General features: G+C 39.8%; 14 protein-coding genes. 7 read left to right on the forward strand and 7 right to left on the reverse strand.

All coding sequences use genetic code 11. The annotated features are described in order from the left end of the window. Positions 1-1,623 (reverse strand): CTP synthase, encoded by a 1,623-nt coding sequence (locus CQA40_RS08470; protein WP_115520425.1) that lies wholly within the window; start codon positions 1,621-1,623, stop codon positions 1-3. A 188-nt stretch (positions 1,624-1,811) separates the two neighbouring features. On the opposite strand from CQA40_RS08470, the gene CQA40_RS08475 reads away from it, so the two are divergent. The 4 genes from CQA40_RS08475 (at position 1,812) to CQA40_RS08490 (ending at position 6,168) form a co-directional block, all read left to right on the forward strand. Further along, entirely contained in the window at positions 1,812-3,038 is a 1,227-nt protein-coding gene (locus CQA40_RS08475; RefSeq protein WP_115520426.1) for a M48 family metallopeptidase, read from the forward strand. 18 nt (positions 3,039-3,056) lie between these two features. Beyond that, on the forward strand, positions 3,057-4,046 hold the full coding sequence (locus tag CQA40_RS08480) for a HemK/PrmC family methyltransferase (RefSeq protein WP_115520427.1): 990 nt from the start codon (positions 3,057-3,059) through the stop codon (positions 4,044-4,046). A 107-nt stretch (positions 4,047-4,153) separates the two neighbouring features. Further along, positions 4,154-5,533 (forward strand): sialidase family protein, encoded by a 1,380-nt coding sequence (locus CQA40_RS08485; RefSeq protein WP_181882897.1) that lies wholly within the window; start codon positions 4,154-4,156, stop codon positions 5,531-5,533. Next, positions 5,530-6,168 carry a hypothetical protein gene (locus CQA40_RS08490; protein WP_115520429.1) on the forward strand — a complete coding sequence of 213 codons (639 nt, stop codon included), beginning with the start codon at positions 5,530-5,532 and terminating at the stop codon, positions 6,166-6,168. Before CQA40_RS08485 ends, CQA40_RS08490 begins: the two co-directional genes overlap by 4 nt. Before the next feature lie 341 nt (positions 6,169-6,509). Here CQA40_RS08490 and CQA40_RS08495 read toward each other — a convergent pair whose 3' ends face one another. Further along, positions 6,510-8,054: a flagellin B gene (locus CQA40_RS08495; protein WP_023928664.1), complete on the reverse strand. Its 1,545-nt coding sequence runs from the start codon at positions 8,052-8,054 to the stop codon at positions 6,510-6,512. 44 nt (positions 8,055-8,098) lie between these two features. On the opposite strand from CQA40_RS08495, the gene CQA40_RS08500 reads away from it, so the two are divergent. Continuing rightward, on the forward strand, positions 8,099-8,281 hold the full coding sequence (locus CQA40_RS08500) for a hypothetical protein (RefSeq protein ID WP_115520430.1): 183 nt from the start codon (positions 8,099-8,101) through the stop codon (positions 8,279-8,281). 75 nt (positions 8,282-8,356) lie between these two features. On the opposite strand, the gene tpx is transcribed toward CQA40_RS08500, so the two are convergent. Next, positions 8,357-8,857, reverse strand: coding sequence for a thiol peroxidase (tpx, locus tag CQA40_RS08505; protein WP_023928665.1), 501 nt, complete (start codon positions 8,855-8,857; stop codon positions 8,357-8,359). Between the two features lie 231 nt (positions 8,858-9,088). Between tpx and CQA40_RS08510 the strand changes: the two genes are divergently transcribed. After that, positions 9,089-10,603, forward strand: coding sequence for a PhoH family protein (locus CQA40_RS08510; RefSeq protein WP_115520431.1), 1,515 nt, complete (start codon positions 9,089-9,091; stop codon positions 10,601-10,603). Positions 10,604-10,756: 153 nt separating this feature from the next. Further along, the gene (locus tag CQA40_RS08515; protein WP_115520432.1) at positions 10,757-11,545 is read left to right on the forward strand and encodes a hypothetical protein; all 789 of its coding nucleotides are present in this window, start codon (positions 10,757-10,759) and stop codon (positions 11,543-11,545) included. 249 nt (positions 11,546-11,794) lie between these two features. Here the strand turns inward: CQA40_RS08515 and CQA40_RS08520 are convergent, their stop codons facing one another. From CQA40_RS08520 to CQA40_RS08535, 4 genes are all read right to left on the reverse strand, one after another. Next, positions 11,795-12,514, reverse strand: coding sequence for a histidine phosphatase family protein (locus tag CQA40_RS08520; RefSeq protein ID WP_115520433.1), 720 nt, complete (start codon positions 12,512-12,514; stop codon positions 11,795-11,797). A 166-nt stretch (positions 12,515-12,680) separates the two neighbouring features. Then, positions 12,681-13,565: a hypothetical protein gene (locus tag CQA40_RS08525; protein WP_115520434.1), complete on the reverse strand. Its 885-nt coding sequence runs from the start codon at positions 13,563-13,565 to the stop codon at positions 12,681-12,683. A gap of 45 nt (positions 13,566-13,610) precedes the next feature. Further along, positions 13,611-14,051, reverse strand: coding sequence for a hypothetical protein (locus CQA40_RS08530; protein ID WP_115520435.1), 441 nt, complete (start codon positions 14,049-14,051; stop codon positions 13,611-13,613). Further along, the gene (locus CQA40_RS08535) at positions 14,048-14,362 is read right to left on the reverse strand and encodes a hypothetical protein (protein WP_115520436.1); all 315 of its coding nucleotides are present in this window, start codon (positions 14,360-14,362) and stop codon (positions 14,048-14,050) included. Before CQA40_RS08535 ends, CQA40_RS08530 begins: the two co-directional genes overlap by 4 nt. Between the last annotated feature and the right edge of the window lie 103 nt (positions 14,363-14,465).

The following is a 14,465-nucleotide window of genomic DNA, read 5'->3' on the forward strand; positions in this document are numbered from 1 at the left end:
CTATCTTTTGGATTCCATTGCTTTTTTGACAAATTCCAAAATAATAGGATTTGGTGCTTGGAGATGAGAGGTAAATTCTGGGTGGAATTGCACGCCCACAAAAAAGGGATGCTCTTGTAGCTCTACCACTTCGATAAGTCCGCTTGAGGATTCGCCACTGATTAGTAGCCCGCTAGATTCTAGCATTTTTTTGTATTTAGGGTTTGCTTCATAGCGGTGGCGATGTCGCTCTTTTATGGATTTTGCGCCATTGTAGGCTTTGGCTATCGTGCTTCCTTGTGTGAGGTTGCATTCATACTCGCCAAGCCTCATCGTCCCGCCCATAGGCGAAGTATGTGTGCGGATTTGGCTTACTCCTTGCTGGTCTATAAAGTCCTCTATCAAGTAGATAAAAGGTTCTTTGCATCGTGAATCAAACTCGCTAGAATCTGCTTCTTTTATCCCTAGCACATTGCGAGCAAACTCAATAATGGCAAGCTGCATTCCTAGACAGATTCCAAGAAAAGGCACTTTTTGCGTTCGCGCATAAGTTATCGCACGGATTTTGCCCTCTATCCCACGCGAGCCAAATCCACCCGGGATAAGCACTCCATCGACATCTTCAAGCACATTGTTAGAATCTAGATTTTGGCTATCTATCCACTTGATATTTACTCGCACATCGATATTTGCCCCCGCGTGTATGAGTGCTTCTGTGAGTGATTTATAGGATTCTTTCAAATCCAAATACTTGCCGACAAAAGCGATTTTGACTTCATCTTTTGGGGATAGGATTTTTTTGACTAGGCTATCCCACTCAAGCATATCTGGCTTGATTTGCTTTATCCCAAATGCTCGTGCAATCGGCACTAAAATCCCCTCTTTTAAGTAGTTCAGTGGGCATTGATAGATGCTTGCAGAATCAAGTGCTTCTATCACGCTATCATTTGCCACATCACAGCTCAAAGCGAGCTTGCGCTTTAGCTCTCTGCTAAGTGGTTTTTCGGTGCGGGCTATGATGATTTGTGGAGATATGCCGATTCTGCGGAGTTCTTGGACAGAGTGCTGACTAGGCTTTGTTTTTAGCTCGCCTGCAGCGCGAAGTAGCGGGATAAGCGTTACATGGATATTTAGCACTTGGTTTGATTCTAGCTCGTGTCGTATTTGTCGTATCGCTTCCAAAAATGGCATCCCCTCCATATCGCCTACCGTGCCTCCTAGCTCGACTACGAGAAAATCATTTCCCTCTCCTACGGCTTTGATTCTGGCTTTGATTTCATCGACTATGTGAGGGACGATTTGGATTGTTTTGCCAAGATATTTACCTTGTCGCTCGTTTTCTATGACAGATAGATAGACTTGCCCTGTGGTGAAGTTGTTTTGTTTTTTTAGGCTTGTATTCAAAAACCGCTCATAATGTCCAATGTCTAAATCCGTCTCGCCACCATCTGCGGTTACAAACACTTCTCCGTGCTCTAGTGGGCTCATAGTCCCTGGGTCGATATTGATATAGGGGTCGATTTTTAGCACTTCGACTTGGTAGCCACTCTGCTTTAGCAGTGTCGCAATGGAGGAGGAGGAAATCCCCTTGCCAAGAGAGCTAAGCACGCCACCTGTTACAAAGATATATTTTGTTTTTTTCATTGACACCGCCCTTTTGCCAAACATTTGGCGTAATCTTATACAAAAGCAGCTTATAAAATCCTTGCAAACTATGTCAAATCCTTACAAACTCATTATTTTTAGATTTATATTTCTGCTTTACAATACCAACTTAAAATTTTTAGCAACATTACTAAACAGCTGATTTTAGAGTAAATAAAGGAATCTAAATGCTTTTGTTTTGCCTTGCATATATCGTGCTTTTGACACTGCCAAGTATGATAATCGACATAGCACAGATACGACACATAAAAGCGCACGCAAAATCTCCTGCTGTAATTCTCCCTCCAAAAGATTATGCTATCTCTGCAAAATACGCCATAGACAACCTCAAACTATCTATTTTCAATACCATTTATGATACGATTGTTTTTGCTCTGTGGGTGTGTGTGGGACTAAAGCTATGGCAAGAAATATTGATAGAAGAATCAGGACTTGGATTTATCGTTTTTGTGCTTGGATTTTTGCTGATTTCTTGGGTGCTAAACCTGCCTTTCAAAGCCTATAAAGAACTTATACTAGATAAAAAATACGGCTTTTCAAACGCCAATAAAGCGATTTTTACCACTGATGTTATCAAAACCTTTGCACTTATTGTTGTGTTTGGTTTTTTGGTGCTGTGGATTTTGCTATGGGTTATGGAGTATGAGTATTGGTGGCTTGCTGGATTTGGGATTATATTTTGCCTAGTTGTGCTTGTAAATATGCTCTACCCCACACTTATCGCACCAATGTTTAATACTTTTACCCCACTAAATGATGAGCATTTGCAAGGCAAAATCGAACAGCTTATGCAAAAAGCTGGTTTTAAGGCAAATGGAATATTTGTTATGGATGCTAGCAGGCGAGATGATAGGCTAAATGCTTACTTTGGTGGGCTTGGGACTTCTAAGCGCGTGGTGCTGTTTGACACGCTTTTGGACAAAGTAAGCTCTGATGGACTTCTAGCCATACTTGGGCACGAGCTAGGACATTTCAAGCACAAAGATATTATTTTCAATCTTTTTATATCTGGCGGGATACTTTTTGGGCTGTTTTTTATCGCTGGGCATTTGCCTGCTTGTCTGTTTGAATCGCTAAATGTGCTAAATAATAGTGCCACTACGATAGTTATGCTCCTGCTTATAGCACCTGTGATTGCGTTTTGGGTTATGCCTGTGAGTGCGTATTTTAGCCGAAAGGCAGAATATAAATCCGACTTTTATGGCGCGTCTCTTACAAGTCCGCATTGCCTAAAAGAAGCCTTGATACGACTTGTCAATGAAAACAAATCATTTCCATACTCTCACCCGCTTTACACATTTTTTCACTATACACACCCGCCACTTTTGGAGCGACTTTGCGCACTTGATAAGCTGATTAGCTCATCATTGCAAGATGATGAAGCAAAATCTTAAATCACACAAAAAGAGTGTATGAATATACAAGACGCGCTTAAGATTGCCACGCAGCAGCTTTTGGCAAATCCTAACATAACTAGAGCGCGACTTGAAGCGGAGATTTTGCTTATGTTTGTGTTGCAAAAGAAGCGTGAGTTTTTGCACGGTCATAGCGAGTGTGAGTTAGACACACAAGAAAAAGAAGCGTTTTTTAGCTTGCTTCATCGGCGAGTGCAAAATGAGCCGATACAATATTTGACACAAAGAGTTAGCTTTTTTAGTGATGAATTTTATGTCGATGAGCGCGTGCTTATCCCGCGCCCAGAGAGCGAAATCCTTATCCAAAAAGTGTGTGAAATCATAGAGAGTGAAAATCTAAAAAATATCGCAGAAATCGGCATAGGAAGCGGTGCGCTAAGCGTGAGTGTGGCAAAAATGTGTAAAAAGGTGTTTATCACTGCCACAGATATAAGCCAAAAAGCCCTGCAAGTAGCACAAAAAAACATAGCACATTTTGGGCTAAACTCTCGCATAAAGCTAGTGCAAACCTCGCTTTTAGATGAGGTAGCACCTAGCGATTTTGGCAGTGATTTTGCGCTAGAATATAGTGCAAAATCTAGCACAATGATTAGCCCAAAGCCAAGCAAAAAAAGATTAGATTCTAGCGTAAAACCTAGCCCAAAGCCAAAATCTAGCACAAAAAATACTTTGGATTCTAGCTTGGATTTTGATTTAGTGTTTTCAAATCCGCCCTATATCGCAGATGATTATCCATTGCCTCCAAATGTCGCTTATGAGCCTAAACGCGCTCTATTTGGTGGCAAAAAAGGAAGCGAAGTGCTAGAATCCATAATTACAATGTGTGCAAAGCGCGAGATAAAGTTTTTAGCCTGCGAGATGGGGTATGACCAGCGTGAGATTTTAGCCCCACTGCTTGCAAGCAGTGGTTATAACGCAGAATTTTACAAAGATTTAAGCGGGCTATATCGTGGCTTTGTCGCAAGATTTTGTAAAGCGCAATTATGATAGAGCAACCTCACAATGAAAGAATCCAAAACCTTGCTATAATTGCTCTAAAACTTTCTGTAAGCACAAAATCCACAAACCACAAAATTTATAAACTAGGAAAAAAGTTGAAACACACAATCAAAAATCACAAAAAGCAAAACTACAAAAAGCATTTGATATTTTTTACGCTTTGGGGTGTGTTTGGAGTTGTTCTTTTGTGTGATTTTGTGCAATATTTTGCTAGCAAAAAGCAAAACCACTCAAACTTCGTGCTTGATAGAGAAGCACAGCTTCTCATAGACAAGCCACTAAAAGAGCCTATATTTTTTGATGTCCCAAATAGCGCAAAATCCGCTCACGCAAGCGCGATAGTAAATATACAAAGCCTGCAGCTAGCAGACAAAGATAATGCCATATTAACAAATATGCTACTTTATTTTGCAGGAAGCAGGGAGGGGGCTAGCGATGTTTGTATTTATCAGAGTTTTTTTTCACCACCAAAGCCTTATGCAAAGTCTAGCGATAAATCCCGCGCAAAACATTTGAGAGAAAATCAACAAAAAAATCCACAAAAAGATTTTGCAAAAAATAAAGGCTGGAGTGAGCCTAGAGCGATTTTGTGCCCGCAGGATTTATCCAAAATGGCGGGCAAATTTATCAAAAAACTTGGCAATCCTGTGAGTTTCATTGACGCTAAGGGTAGGGTGCATTTGTTTGTAGTGGGCGTGAGTATGGGTGGCTGGGCTACTTCCAAAATCTATTGGGCTATATTTGATAGAGAACTTTCTTCGTTAAGTTTCGTGCGTGAGTTGCATTTATCCCCGATTCTAAATCTCTCTCATCTCGTGCGAAATCCCGCTATGATTTTGGATAATGGCGGCTTTGTGCTACCTATTTATAATGAGTTTGCCCAAAAATATCCGCTCCTGCTAGAGATAAATAGCGATTATGAAGTGCTTTCCACACAAAAGCCTTTTTATAAAGATTTGCCTAGAAATCAGCTTCAGCCAAGTTTTATCCCGCTTGATTTTGACAAATCTTTTGGGGTGTCTCGCAGGTATGGAGCAGATAATTCTATGAAAGCCTCGCTTTGTGAGCGTGAAAAATCGGGTAAAAATAGTTGCAAGACATTATCTACAAATTTGCAAAATTTTGATTCCTCCTCTGTGCTCTTTAGGCTAGGGGATTCTGTATTTTTGCTACACAATCGCGCGAAAAATACAGAATCAAAAAACGCAAACAATAGAGAGGAGCTGTGGCTATATAAGTTACAAGATTTTGATATGTCACAGGCTGATTTAGAAAAGCATTTAGGGGGGGGGGAAGTGATATTTGAGCCTATAATGCGACTTGATGAGCTAGAGGGCAAGGAGGTGTCATATCCTAGCGTGGCGGTAAATAGCGAGTTTGTGCATATTTCTTACACTTATGGGCGGGAGCATATCCGCACACTACTTTTGCCAAAATCATACAAACCAAAATCACACAAAAAGGAAGTGCAATGAGTGTGATACACACGCTAGCAAATGAAATCGCACTAAGCATTGTGTTTGTTTCAAGTGTGCTTTTTATCGCACAAAAGGCATTGTGCAAATGCACTAAAAAATGGATAGCCCTATTTATCTTACTTGCCTTTTTCTTGCTTCTTGTGCCATTTACTTCTTTTAGTGTAAGTGGATATGTGTATGCCCTGCTTGGCGCACCTAGCGTGCTTTTGGTGATTATGAGTATTTGGAGCGGGTGGCAGATTTTGGAGCGTAGAGAGAGTTTTCAGCCATTTTTTGATACAAAATCAAAGGTTGTTATCTTTTTGGTGGGGGCGGTTGTGTATGCGGAGTTTTTGGGCGGAATCTTTAGCATAAATTATCATTTGCCTAGCCAAATAAATTTATATTGGCTTGATTTTTATCATTTAGATTCTTTTACCCAAATGGCTAGTTTGTGGGTATTTGCTATTGTCGGATATTTTGTGAGTGCGCGACTAGGTGTGGGGCTAGTGTGCGGACTATTTGCATATAAGATTTTAGGAGAAATGGGAGTGTGGGATTATTGTATCGACCCGTTTTTGTGGCTATGGTGTGGGGTAAGTGCGCTTTATGCTATTGTCCTAAAGGCGTGCAAAAAATACACAAAAACATAAAAGAGAGTTTCTTATACATATCGTGGAATCTAACTCAAAAAACCAACACGACTATTTGCTACAAACTGCTTGATAAAGCAATGACAAGCAAAAAGTAGCGGTATTCTAAATCAAAAAAGCAAATATTTTTCTACATTATGAAATTTTTTATCATAACTATATTGTGGGGCATTGCAAAGTTGATTCTAGCCTGTTTTTGATAGAGTCGCTAAAAAAGTGCAAAAAAGATTTTACACAAGCAATGCAAGGTTTTGCAAAGAATCAAAAAAGAAGTCAAAGAAGTTTTGCTTTGTAGATTTTAGCCAAAACCTACAAAGCATATAGATTATGCAATCAAAAATCTACTGAAGTAGTCTAAGCACATTTTGTTGCACCGCATTTGCTTGCGCCATAGCGAAGCTACCGCTTTGTGCCAAAATGTTGTGTTTAGAGAAGTTCGCTGATTCGCTAGCGAAATCCACTTCACGGATTTGAGATTCTGCCGCTTTGACATTGACTTGCGTTACAGATACATTATTTACCGTTACGACTAATTGTAGCTGGACAGAGCCTATGTCGGCGCGGATTTTGTCAAGCTGCGCTCGCGCAGAATCTGCCATATCCATAACAAGCATCGCACCTTTTAGTGTGGTTACACCCGCACCGATACCTTTCCAATTCAAGTCCGCTTGGGCGACATTGCCATTTGCACCATAAGCACTTGCGACATTTGCGCCAAAGATTCCCCTTAGCTCACGCAAGTTTGCGGTGTATTCTGCTGTGCCTTGTGCGGAGTGGAATCCCACGTGGCTATAATTTACACCACTTACCAAAATATCACGCGCATCTGTGCGGATAAGTGTCAAGCGTCCGATGATAGCGTGATTCCACCCTGATATGCCGTTGAAATCCCCACCACCAAAGACATTTGCCGCATCGCCCTCTGCGTGGATTTGTATAGCTCTGCCATCTGGTGCGGAGAGGTTTAGCCGTCCTGTGATGTCAAGGTAGGCTAGCACGCCTGTGCGCTCTTTTACACTATTTATTGCGTTTATTAGTCGTCCATCAGAGTCGTTTTTGCGGACATCATTTACAGTTCCTATTGTTGTGCCATTGATGACTAGCTTTTCTACCGTGCCAGACATTACAGGGTCTACGCTTGTAGCTAGCACATTATAAGCCGAGCGGATACCAAGCGTGTCGGAAAATTTGTTTATGATTTCGCTTAAGTGTCCCACACCCATACCTGCAGAAGTAGAGATTTTGCAAGTTTCTAGCTCATAGCTATTTAGCCCATCGACTTCTCTAAAGTTTAGGGCAACTTCGGTAAGGTTTTTGCCTGCAGCACTTGCTAGCATTCCTGTGCCAAGAATAGAGGAGGATTCCATACGGACGTGTCCAATCTTATCTGAGCTTGTAGGTCCGATAGAGGCCTTTACTGTGGTATTTGAATACGCACCGATTTGGAATTCTTTGTTAGAAAAAGAGCCAGAGAGCATTTGCTGCCCGTTGAAGCTTGTCGTATTTGCGATATTATCTAGCTCCTCTAATAGTCGCTGAATATCTGCTTGCAATGCGCGGCGAGACTCCAAAGTCTGTCCATCTTGCGCTGCTTGGATAGCTTTTGTCTTTATCGTATCCAAAATCTTAATTTGCTCATCCATAGCTTTGTCGGCTACTTGTATCATACCGATAGCATCATTGGCATTTCTTATCGCCTGTCCTAAGCTCTCGCTCTGACTTCGCAGACTATCGGCAATCGCCATACCTGAAGCATCATCAGCTGCCTTGTTGATTCTAAGCCCCGAGCTAAGTTTCTCTAGCGAGCTTGCGAGCAATCTATTGTTCTCTACGCCTGTGGTGTGCGCATTTAGCGCAGCAATGTTCGTGTTTATCCTGAAACTCATTTGCATCCTTCGCGGTGGAATTTGGCAAATGAGTAAAGCAAGCAGTGTTCCAAAAATTTAAAGTAAATGGATTTTTGTCGATAGTCGGCACGGATTTTGGGCGTGTAGATTTGTGTAGGGTTTTATTTAGATTTTATACAAAACAGCACGGAAAAAGACAAAACAATTACAAACAAAACAACGCAATCAATTTAAAAGACAAGCAAAAAAAAGAAATAGCAGAATAAAGTAGAAAAGTAAAATAAAGAAGTCGCATAGATTCTAGCAAAGCTAAAATCTATGCTTTTTTTAGAAGCTAGTGATTAGGATTTTGCAGCTTGGAGGGCAGAGTCGTAGTCTGGCTCTTTGTTGATTTCCTCGCAGATTTCTTGGTAGATGACTTTTCCTTTTTCATCTAGGACAATCACCGCACGAGTAAGCAGCCCTTTTAGTGGAGTATTGGCAAGCAAAAGCCCATACTCTTTTCCAAATGCTTTTTCCATAAAGTCGCTTGCTACAACGATATTGTCGATATTTTCTACCGCACAAAATCTACCCGCACCAAAAGGCAAATCCATACTTACTACAAACACTACCGCATTTGACAAGCTAGCAGCCTCTTTGTTAAATCGCTTTGTCTGAATCTGGCAAATCCCCGTATCAAGGCTTGGGACAACATTGATGATTTGCTTTTTGCCAAGTGCGCCACCGACTTTGATATGGTTCAAATCCTTATCAACAAGCTCAATTTGTGGGGCAATATCACCGACTTTGAGTTGTTTGCCTACAAGACTTGCAGGACTTCCTTTAAAAGTTACCGACATTTTGTCTCCTTTTTATGAGTTTTTTAGAATCACAATGTTACAATTTTTGTGTTCTATACACGATAGTGGCTAATCTTTAGCAAAACCAAAATCTAGCGCAAAATCTAGCGTTGTGTGATTTTGCTCTAAGATAGAGTAGCACACCACATAGCTTACAGCCAGCTAGAATTGTAACAAAATAAATCTAAATGCACACTAAATCGACAATATAAAACCAAAAAGGAACAAAAATTGAGCAAAAAATCCTACCTTATTGACACTTCTGTTATCCTAGATGACCCACAAAACCTTATCTATCTCTACCAAAACGCCAAAAACACACTATTTATAAGCGACATTGTCCTAGATGAGCTTGACAAAAAAAAGACTTCTAGCGAGGTTGGATTTTTCGCTAGGGAGTTTTTCCGCAATATCATCGATGAGGGAGAATCAACCAAAGGCTTGGCTAGCCAAAATCTGCCAATAAAAACTACAAATAAAGCAAAATCCCAAAATCTCACAAAAACTGATTTTGCTAAGATTTTGCCATTGGAGGGGGATTTTTTTCGCGTGGTGCACTATGAAGTGCGAGCCACCTCCTCTATAAGTAGGGCAAATGCCAAAACCACCACTATTCCACTAATCATAATCTTTCGCCAAAACTATCAAACCAAATCCCTAGAATACGGGCTAAATGACGCTAGAATCGCAGAAATCGCCAAAGACTACAACCTAATCTTACTTACAAATGACATTTCGCTAAAGATTCGTTGCCTTGCGCGAAATATCAAGGCAGAATCGCTATTTCGCGACCGCGTAGAAAACCCGAGCGATATTGACTTTTGGCATAAGTTTTTGCTCCACAAAGACGCTGATATAGCCACGCTAGAGAAAAGCAAAGAATTCAAATCCCTTAGCCAATGGAGTCTTATCCAAATCGATGAGCAAGACAACACCGATAGTTCGCTATACCTCACAGGTAAAAAGCGATTTGGCATAAAGGTGGGTAGTAGCTCTAGTGGGAGATTTGAGGAGCTAGAGCTAGACGCACTTATCAAAGAAGCAAACCCATATATTACACCTATGAATCTAGAGCAAAAAATGCTTTTTGCTATGCTAGTCCATAAGCAAAATATCGCTACTATCGCCACAGGCTCGACAGGCTCTGGCAAAACCCTAATCGCACTTCAAGCAGGAATCTACTTGCAAAAAGAGGGCATAGTCGATGGGATAATTTACCTGCGAAACACCGTAACAGCGAGTGATAAAGAAGCCGAGCTAGGATTTCGCAAAGGCGATGAGGAGCAAAAGCTAGGGTATTTTATGTATCCACTATATAGTGCGATAAATTTCACTATTGATTCCCTGCAATCAACTTCTATGAAAAACTACATAGAATATCGAGGCGATGTAAACACCATTCACAAAGAGGACGCCACAGAATATTTCCTAAAAAAGCACAATATCCAAGTGGTGGATATAGCCCACGCTCGCGGTATCACCATTCGCAAAAAATTTGTCATATTTGATGAAGTCCAAAACGCTTCAAACGCGACAATTAAGCTCATCGGCACAAGACTTGGCGAGGATAGCAAAATCGTATTTTTGGGCGATTGGGCGCAGATAGACCACCCTTACTTGAGTAAATTTCGCAATGGCGCGGTAAGCCTACTTCAAAAGGCTTTGAGTGAGGATATAATCGCTGGGATTCAGCTAAGGCAGACGATACGAAGCAATGTAGCGCAGTGGTTTGGGGAGAGTTTTTAGAGGTTTTTTTTATTTATTTTTGATTTTTGCTGTGGTTTATCAAAAATATTTTATTGCTTTTGTAGCGACATTTTAGATGGGATTCACACACCAAAATAGCGTGATATTTTGATATGGTATAATGCAAAATCTATATCAAAATAAGGAGTTCTTATGACAATAAATGATGATTTTTCACAAGAGGGATTTATAGTTGCATATACAATGCTACTAAATGGAGTAAATGGCGTAAAGCTAAAAGCAGAGGTATTTTGGGAATTTGCTAGAGAAGATAACGCAATGAGTGATTTAGTAGAAGCAGCAGGGCAAGCAAAAAGATTTGAAGTGCTGTGCTGTCAAAATGAGACACTACAAAACGCAATTACAAAAATCCAACAAATCGGGCAACAATACAAGCACTTAAAAATGACGACACACAAAGAAGCAATAAACTGCCTAAAAAACCCATCAAAAGAAGCGATGCAAAAATGTAACGAAGCATTGGCTACGCTAGCACAGCAAATGAAAATCTACAATGAATCTTTGAGGGAATATATACAAACGCTCAAAGATTTTACTATATTGTTAGCAGATGGCACAGAGCTAAAAGTAGGAGTATTTTGGGAAATTGAGGAGGAGGATAGCGCACTTTTAGACTTGGCTATTCAAGTAGAGCAAGCGCACGCGGAATGTAGCCAACAAGACAAAATGACACAAAAGACACAAAGATTGTTAAAAAAAGTCCTGCAAACAACTAAACAAACTAGAGCAAGCAGAAAAGCATTTCACAAAGCAGAGCTAGACTTCCTAAAAAACCCCTCAAAAGAAGTAGCACAAAAATGTAGTGAAGCATTGACTAGATTTAAAAATGCGATGAAAACCCATAGCCAAAATTTGCAAGAATATCTAGTAACCTTAACATTTCTTAACAATCCTTGCAAAGAAGTAGAGAAAGAAAAATAGAAAAAACATAGCCTAGCAAAACATAAAAACCACTTTAGTGATTTTGGCAATTAGTGGCCTTAGAATATGCAGTGCTAAGATAGAAAACACTAAAGAATTAACAATCATAGATTTCAAAAATAATGCTACAAAAGATAATGTCGTAAAAAGACAATATCTAAAGTGCAAAACTCCATAAATGTTGATTTAAGTGCTGATTATGTGTGGATTCTATGTGTTGGCTTTGTGGCGACTAGAATCTAGCAAAAACTAGGCTAAGTATTTTGGCAAATACTTAGGAGGGATAAAAAGCGATAGGGTAAATCCACCTTGCAGATTTTTTACTTTTGGTTTTTTCTTTAGCTCGATTATCACACCTTTTGGGAATTCTAGCGCGTCCAAATGCGCTACCCCCAAAGCGTATTTGACAAATTCGCCCAAATCGGGTTCGTGCCCCACAAGCACGAGCGTTTGAGCTAGCTCATCATTTGCATATATCGCCTTTTCATATCCCTCTATCCCACAATCAGGCGAGATAAAATCACAAAGCTGACAAGGCACTTTTTTTAGCACTTTTGAGAGTGGTTTTATCGTTTGTATCGTGCGCTTAGCAGGAGAGGTAAGCACGCAAGAAATAGGAGTTTTTTGGGTGTGCAAAAAATTTTGGACAAAGTTAGCGATATTTTCGCTTTGGATTTTGCCTTTTTTGGTAAGCGGACGAAGCATATCATTATGCGGAGTTTTGGTGGTTTTGCACGATTTGGCAAATATCTCTCTATCCATACTATCAGCGTGGCGGATAAGGATTATTCTCTTTAGTTTTGCACTTAGGATATTTGGCAATTTTTGGTTTTGTGAGGCAGCTTTTGTAGGGGTTTGAGTGGAGGTTTTGGCACTATCTTGTGAGGCATTTGCAGTGAAATCTTGTGTGAAATCTTTTGATGCGGTTTGCAAAGAATGATTTGCAGGGGTTTGGGATTTTGCTGACATTTTCTACTTCCTTTTGGCTATTATTTTGTGCGGTGTTTTGTTTTGCTAAATCACAAAACACACGCCAAACATTGTAACAAAAATTTATAGATTTTGTCTTTTTAGATATGTAAAATCTTTATAAAATCTATTGCTATCAAATATCGCCAAATCACTACCAAAATCACTAAAATCCAACACCCATTTCAAGTGTTATGCTGATATTTTGCGAGCGTGGATAATACACATTTGGTGCATTATCAAACGCCACCACACGCGAAGAATCCAAGTGATGATATATCGCACTTATTCGTCCATATAGCGATGCTTTTGCTCCTCTAGCATCAAAAAGCCCTATAAATGCTTTTACCTCGTGGCTATTTGGGTTTATGCGAGAAGAAGTATCATTTGTTTTGTGCTCATTTGTGGGGAATTGTGGATTTGGGCGATAGGAGCTATAATTTCTAAAAATATATTCTCCATAGACTATGTAGCCATAAGAGATTCCATACTCTATGCCGATAGTGTCATTTAGATTTTGCAGGCTTGATAGGCTTGTGCCAAGTGATAGCAAAATATTGGAGGGCATTTTGGAGTCCACTTCGTAGATATGTGAGCGAAAATTTACAAAAATATCAATAAAAATCGGCGTATCTAGCTGATATGCGTTTAGCCCAGCATATAGAGTGCCACTCACACCAAAGTGCAAAGAGGACTTTGCTAGGTTTGGGATAGTGCTTGCAGAATCTGTGGCGTTTGTAGATTTTATGCTTGCACTTCCCAAGCCAAAATCAGCACTTCCACCGAAGCTAAACCACTCTTGCCATTTGCGAAAATGCACTGCAAAATACGCACCACCTTGAGTTAGGCTAGGATTTGCGCCATTTATGCCTATCGCATCTACATATCCTCCTAAGCCAGCCTTTGTGTCCCTGCACCAAAAATCGTTGCAAGAATACCCCGCCAATGCAAAAGAATGCCAAAAGAATGCAAAAAAATACACCACCAAAATCTTGCCAAAAATACCATTGCAAAAGCCTTTGCGATTTTGTTTTGTAAAATAGCCTAGCATTTTGATTCCTTAAGACTTCAAGTATGCAAAAAATCGTTGAGAAAACTAAATAAAATCATACACCATTTTTGCTACCACCACCACGAATAATAGCGCAACAATAATGACTATACCCATAAAATCTTTTGTAAAATCCTTTGGATAATATTCCACAGAATATTTTGTGTTATTTTTTGCCACATTCCTTGCCTTTGTAACAATGTATAATAATCTCATCATATAGCCAAAACTACCTAAAGATAGTGCAAAGCAGATATAATTCAAGGCACTTAATGTAGGAACACTCAAGCGAGAATAACCAAAATCAATAAGAAAAAGTTGTGCAAAAATCAAGCACAAACACAAAAAAATATCACGCAATTTTGTGTATTTCCCAAACAAAAACCCAAAACATAGTGGCTGCACAAACAGCAGAAAATATGTGGTTTGATACACAAATGCTTCCAAAAAATGCAACATTTCTATGTTTTGGATATTATTAGTCATCTATTTCCAAAAAAAACTTGTGCAGGATGACTATAAGTAGGTCCATTTGGTCCAGGTGCATTTGCTACACCCATATAGCCTATGCTAAGTCCATATAAAAACAAAGGCCAAAACTCGGCTCTTGTTTCATCTAGCTCTTTTTGAGATAGAACTTCTACATTTAGATTCTTGGCATTTACACCAAAGAGGAACTCACTATCTGCTTTAGATAGCGTTTGCACTGCTTTGGACTCGCTAGAATCAACGCCAGCTGATAAACCACTAATGCCTACAAAGGCACTTAAAGCTAAGATTGAAATGATTCGTTTCATTTCTCGCCTCCTTTCAATGAAGTAATATTTTGCCACCTCTTAAAAGAATTTTCTAAAGAAAAAGATTTTGTCAATTCTTTATCAATTCTTTTTGGGGTGGCAA

Origin of the sequence: Helicobacter sp. MIT 01-3238 (assembly GCF_003364135.1) — a bacterium.
GTDB lineage: Bacteria > Campylobacterota > Campylobacteria > Campylobacterales > Helicobacteraceae > Helicobacter_B.

What these genes read in the sequence shown, in the direction of transcription:
- CQA40_RS08480 (WP_115520427.1), top strand. Translation starts at nt 3,057, where the DNA reads ATGAATATACAAGACGCGCTTAAGATTGCCACGCAGCAGCTTTTGGCA.
- CQA40_RS08475 (WP_115520426.1), top strand. Translation starts at nt 1,812, where the DNA reads ATGCTTTTGTTTTGCCTTGCATATATCGTGCTTTTGACACTGCCAAGT.
- CQA40_RS08470 (WP_115520425.1), bottom strand. Translation starts at nt 1,623, where the DNA reads ATGAAAAAAACAAAATATATCTTTGTAACAGGTGGCGTGCTTAGCTCT.
- CQA40_RS08495 (WP_023928664.1), bottom strand. Translation starts at nt 8,054, where the DNA reads ATGAGTTTCAGGATAAACACGAACATTGCTGCGCTAAATGCGCACACC.
- CQA40_RS08520 (WP_115520433.1), bottom strand. Translation starts at nt 12,514, where the DNA reads ATGTCAGCAAAATCCCAAACCCCTGCAAATCATTCTTTGCAAACCGCA.
- CQA40_RS08525 (WP_115520434.1), bottom strand. Translation starts at nt 13,565, where the DNA reads ATGCTAGGCTATTTTACAAAACAAAATCGCAAAGGCTTTTGCAATGGT.
- CQA40_RS08515 (WP_115520432.1), top strand. Translation starts at nt 10,757, where the DNA reads ATGACAATAAATGATGATTTTTCACAAGAGGGATTTATAGTTGCATAT.
- CQA40_RS08490 (WP_115520429.1), top strand. Translation starts at nt 5,530, where the DNA reads ATGAGTGTGATACACACGCTAGCAAATGAAATCGCACTAAGCATTGTG.
- CQA40_RS08530 (WP_115520435.1), bottom strand. Translation starts at nt 14,051, where the DNA reads ATGACTAATAATATCCAAAACATAGAAATGTTGCATTTTTTGGAAGCA.
- CQA40_RS08535 (WP_115520436.1), bottom strand. Translation starts at nt 14,362, where the DNA reads ATGAAACGAATCATTTCAATCTTAGCTTTAAGTGCCTTTGTAGGCATT.
- tpx (WP_023928665.1), bottom strand. Translation starts at nt 8,857, where the DNA reads ATGTCGGTAACTTTTAAAGGAAGTCCTGCAAGTCTTGTAGGCAAACAA.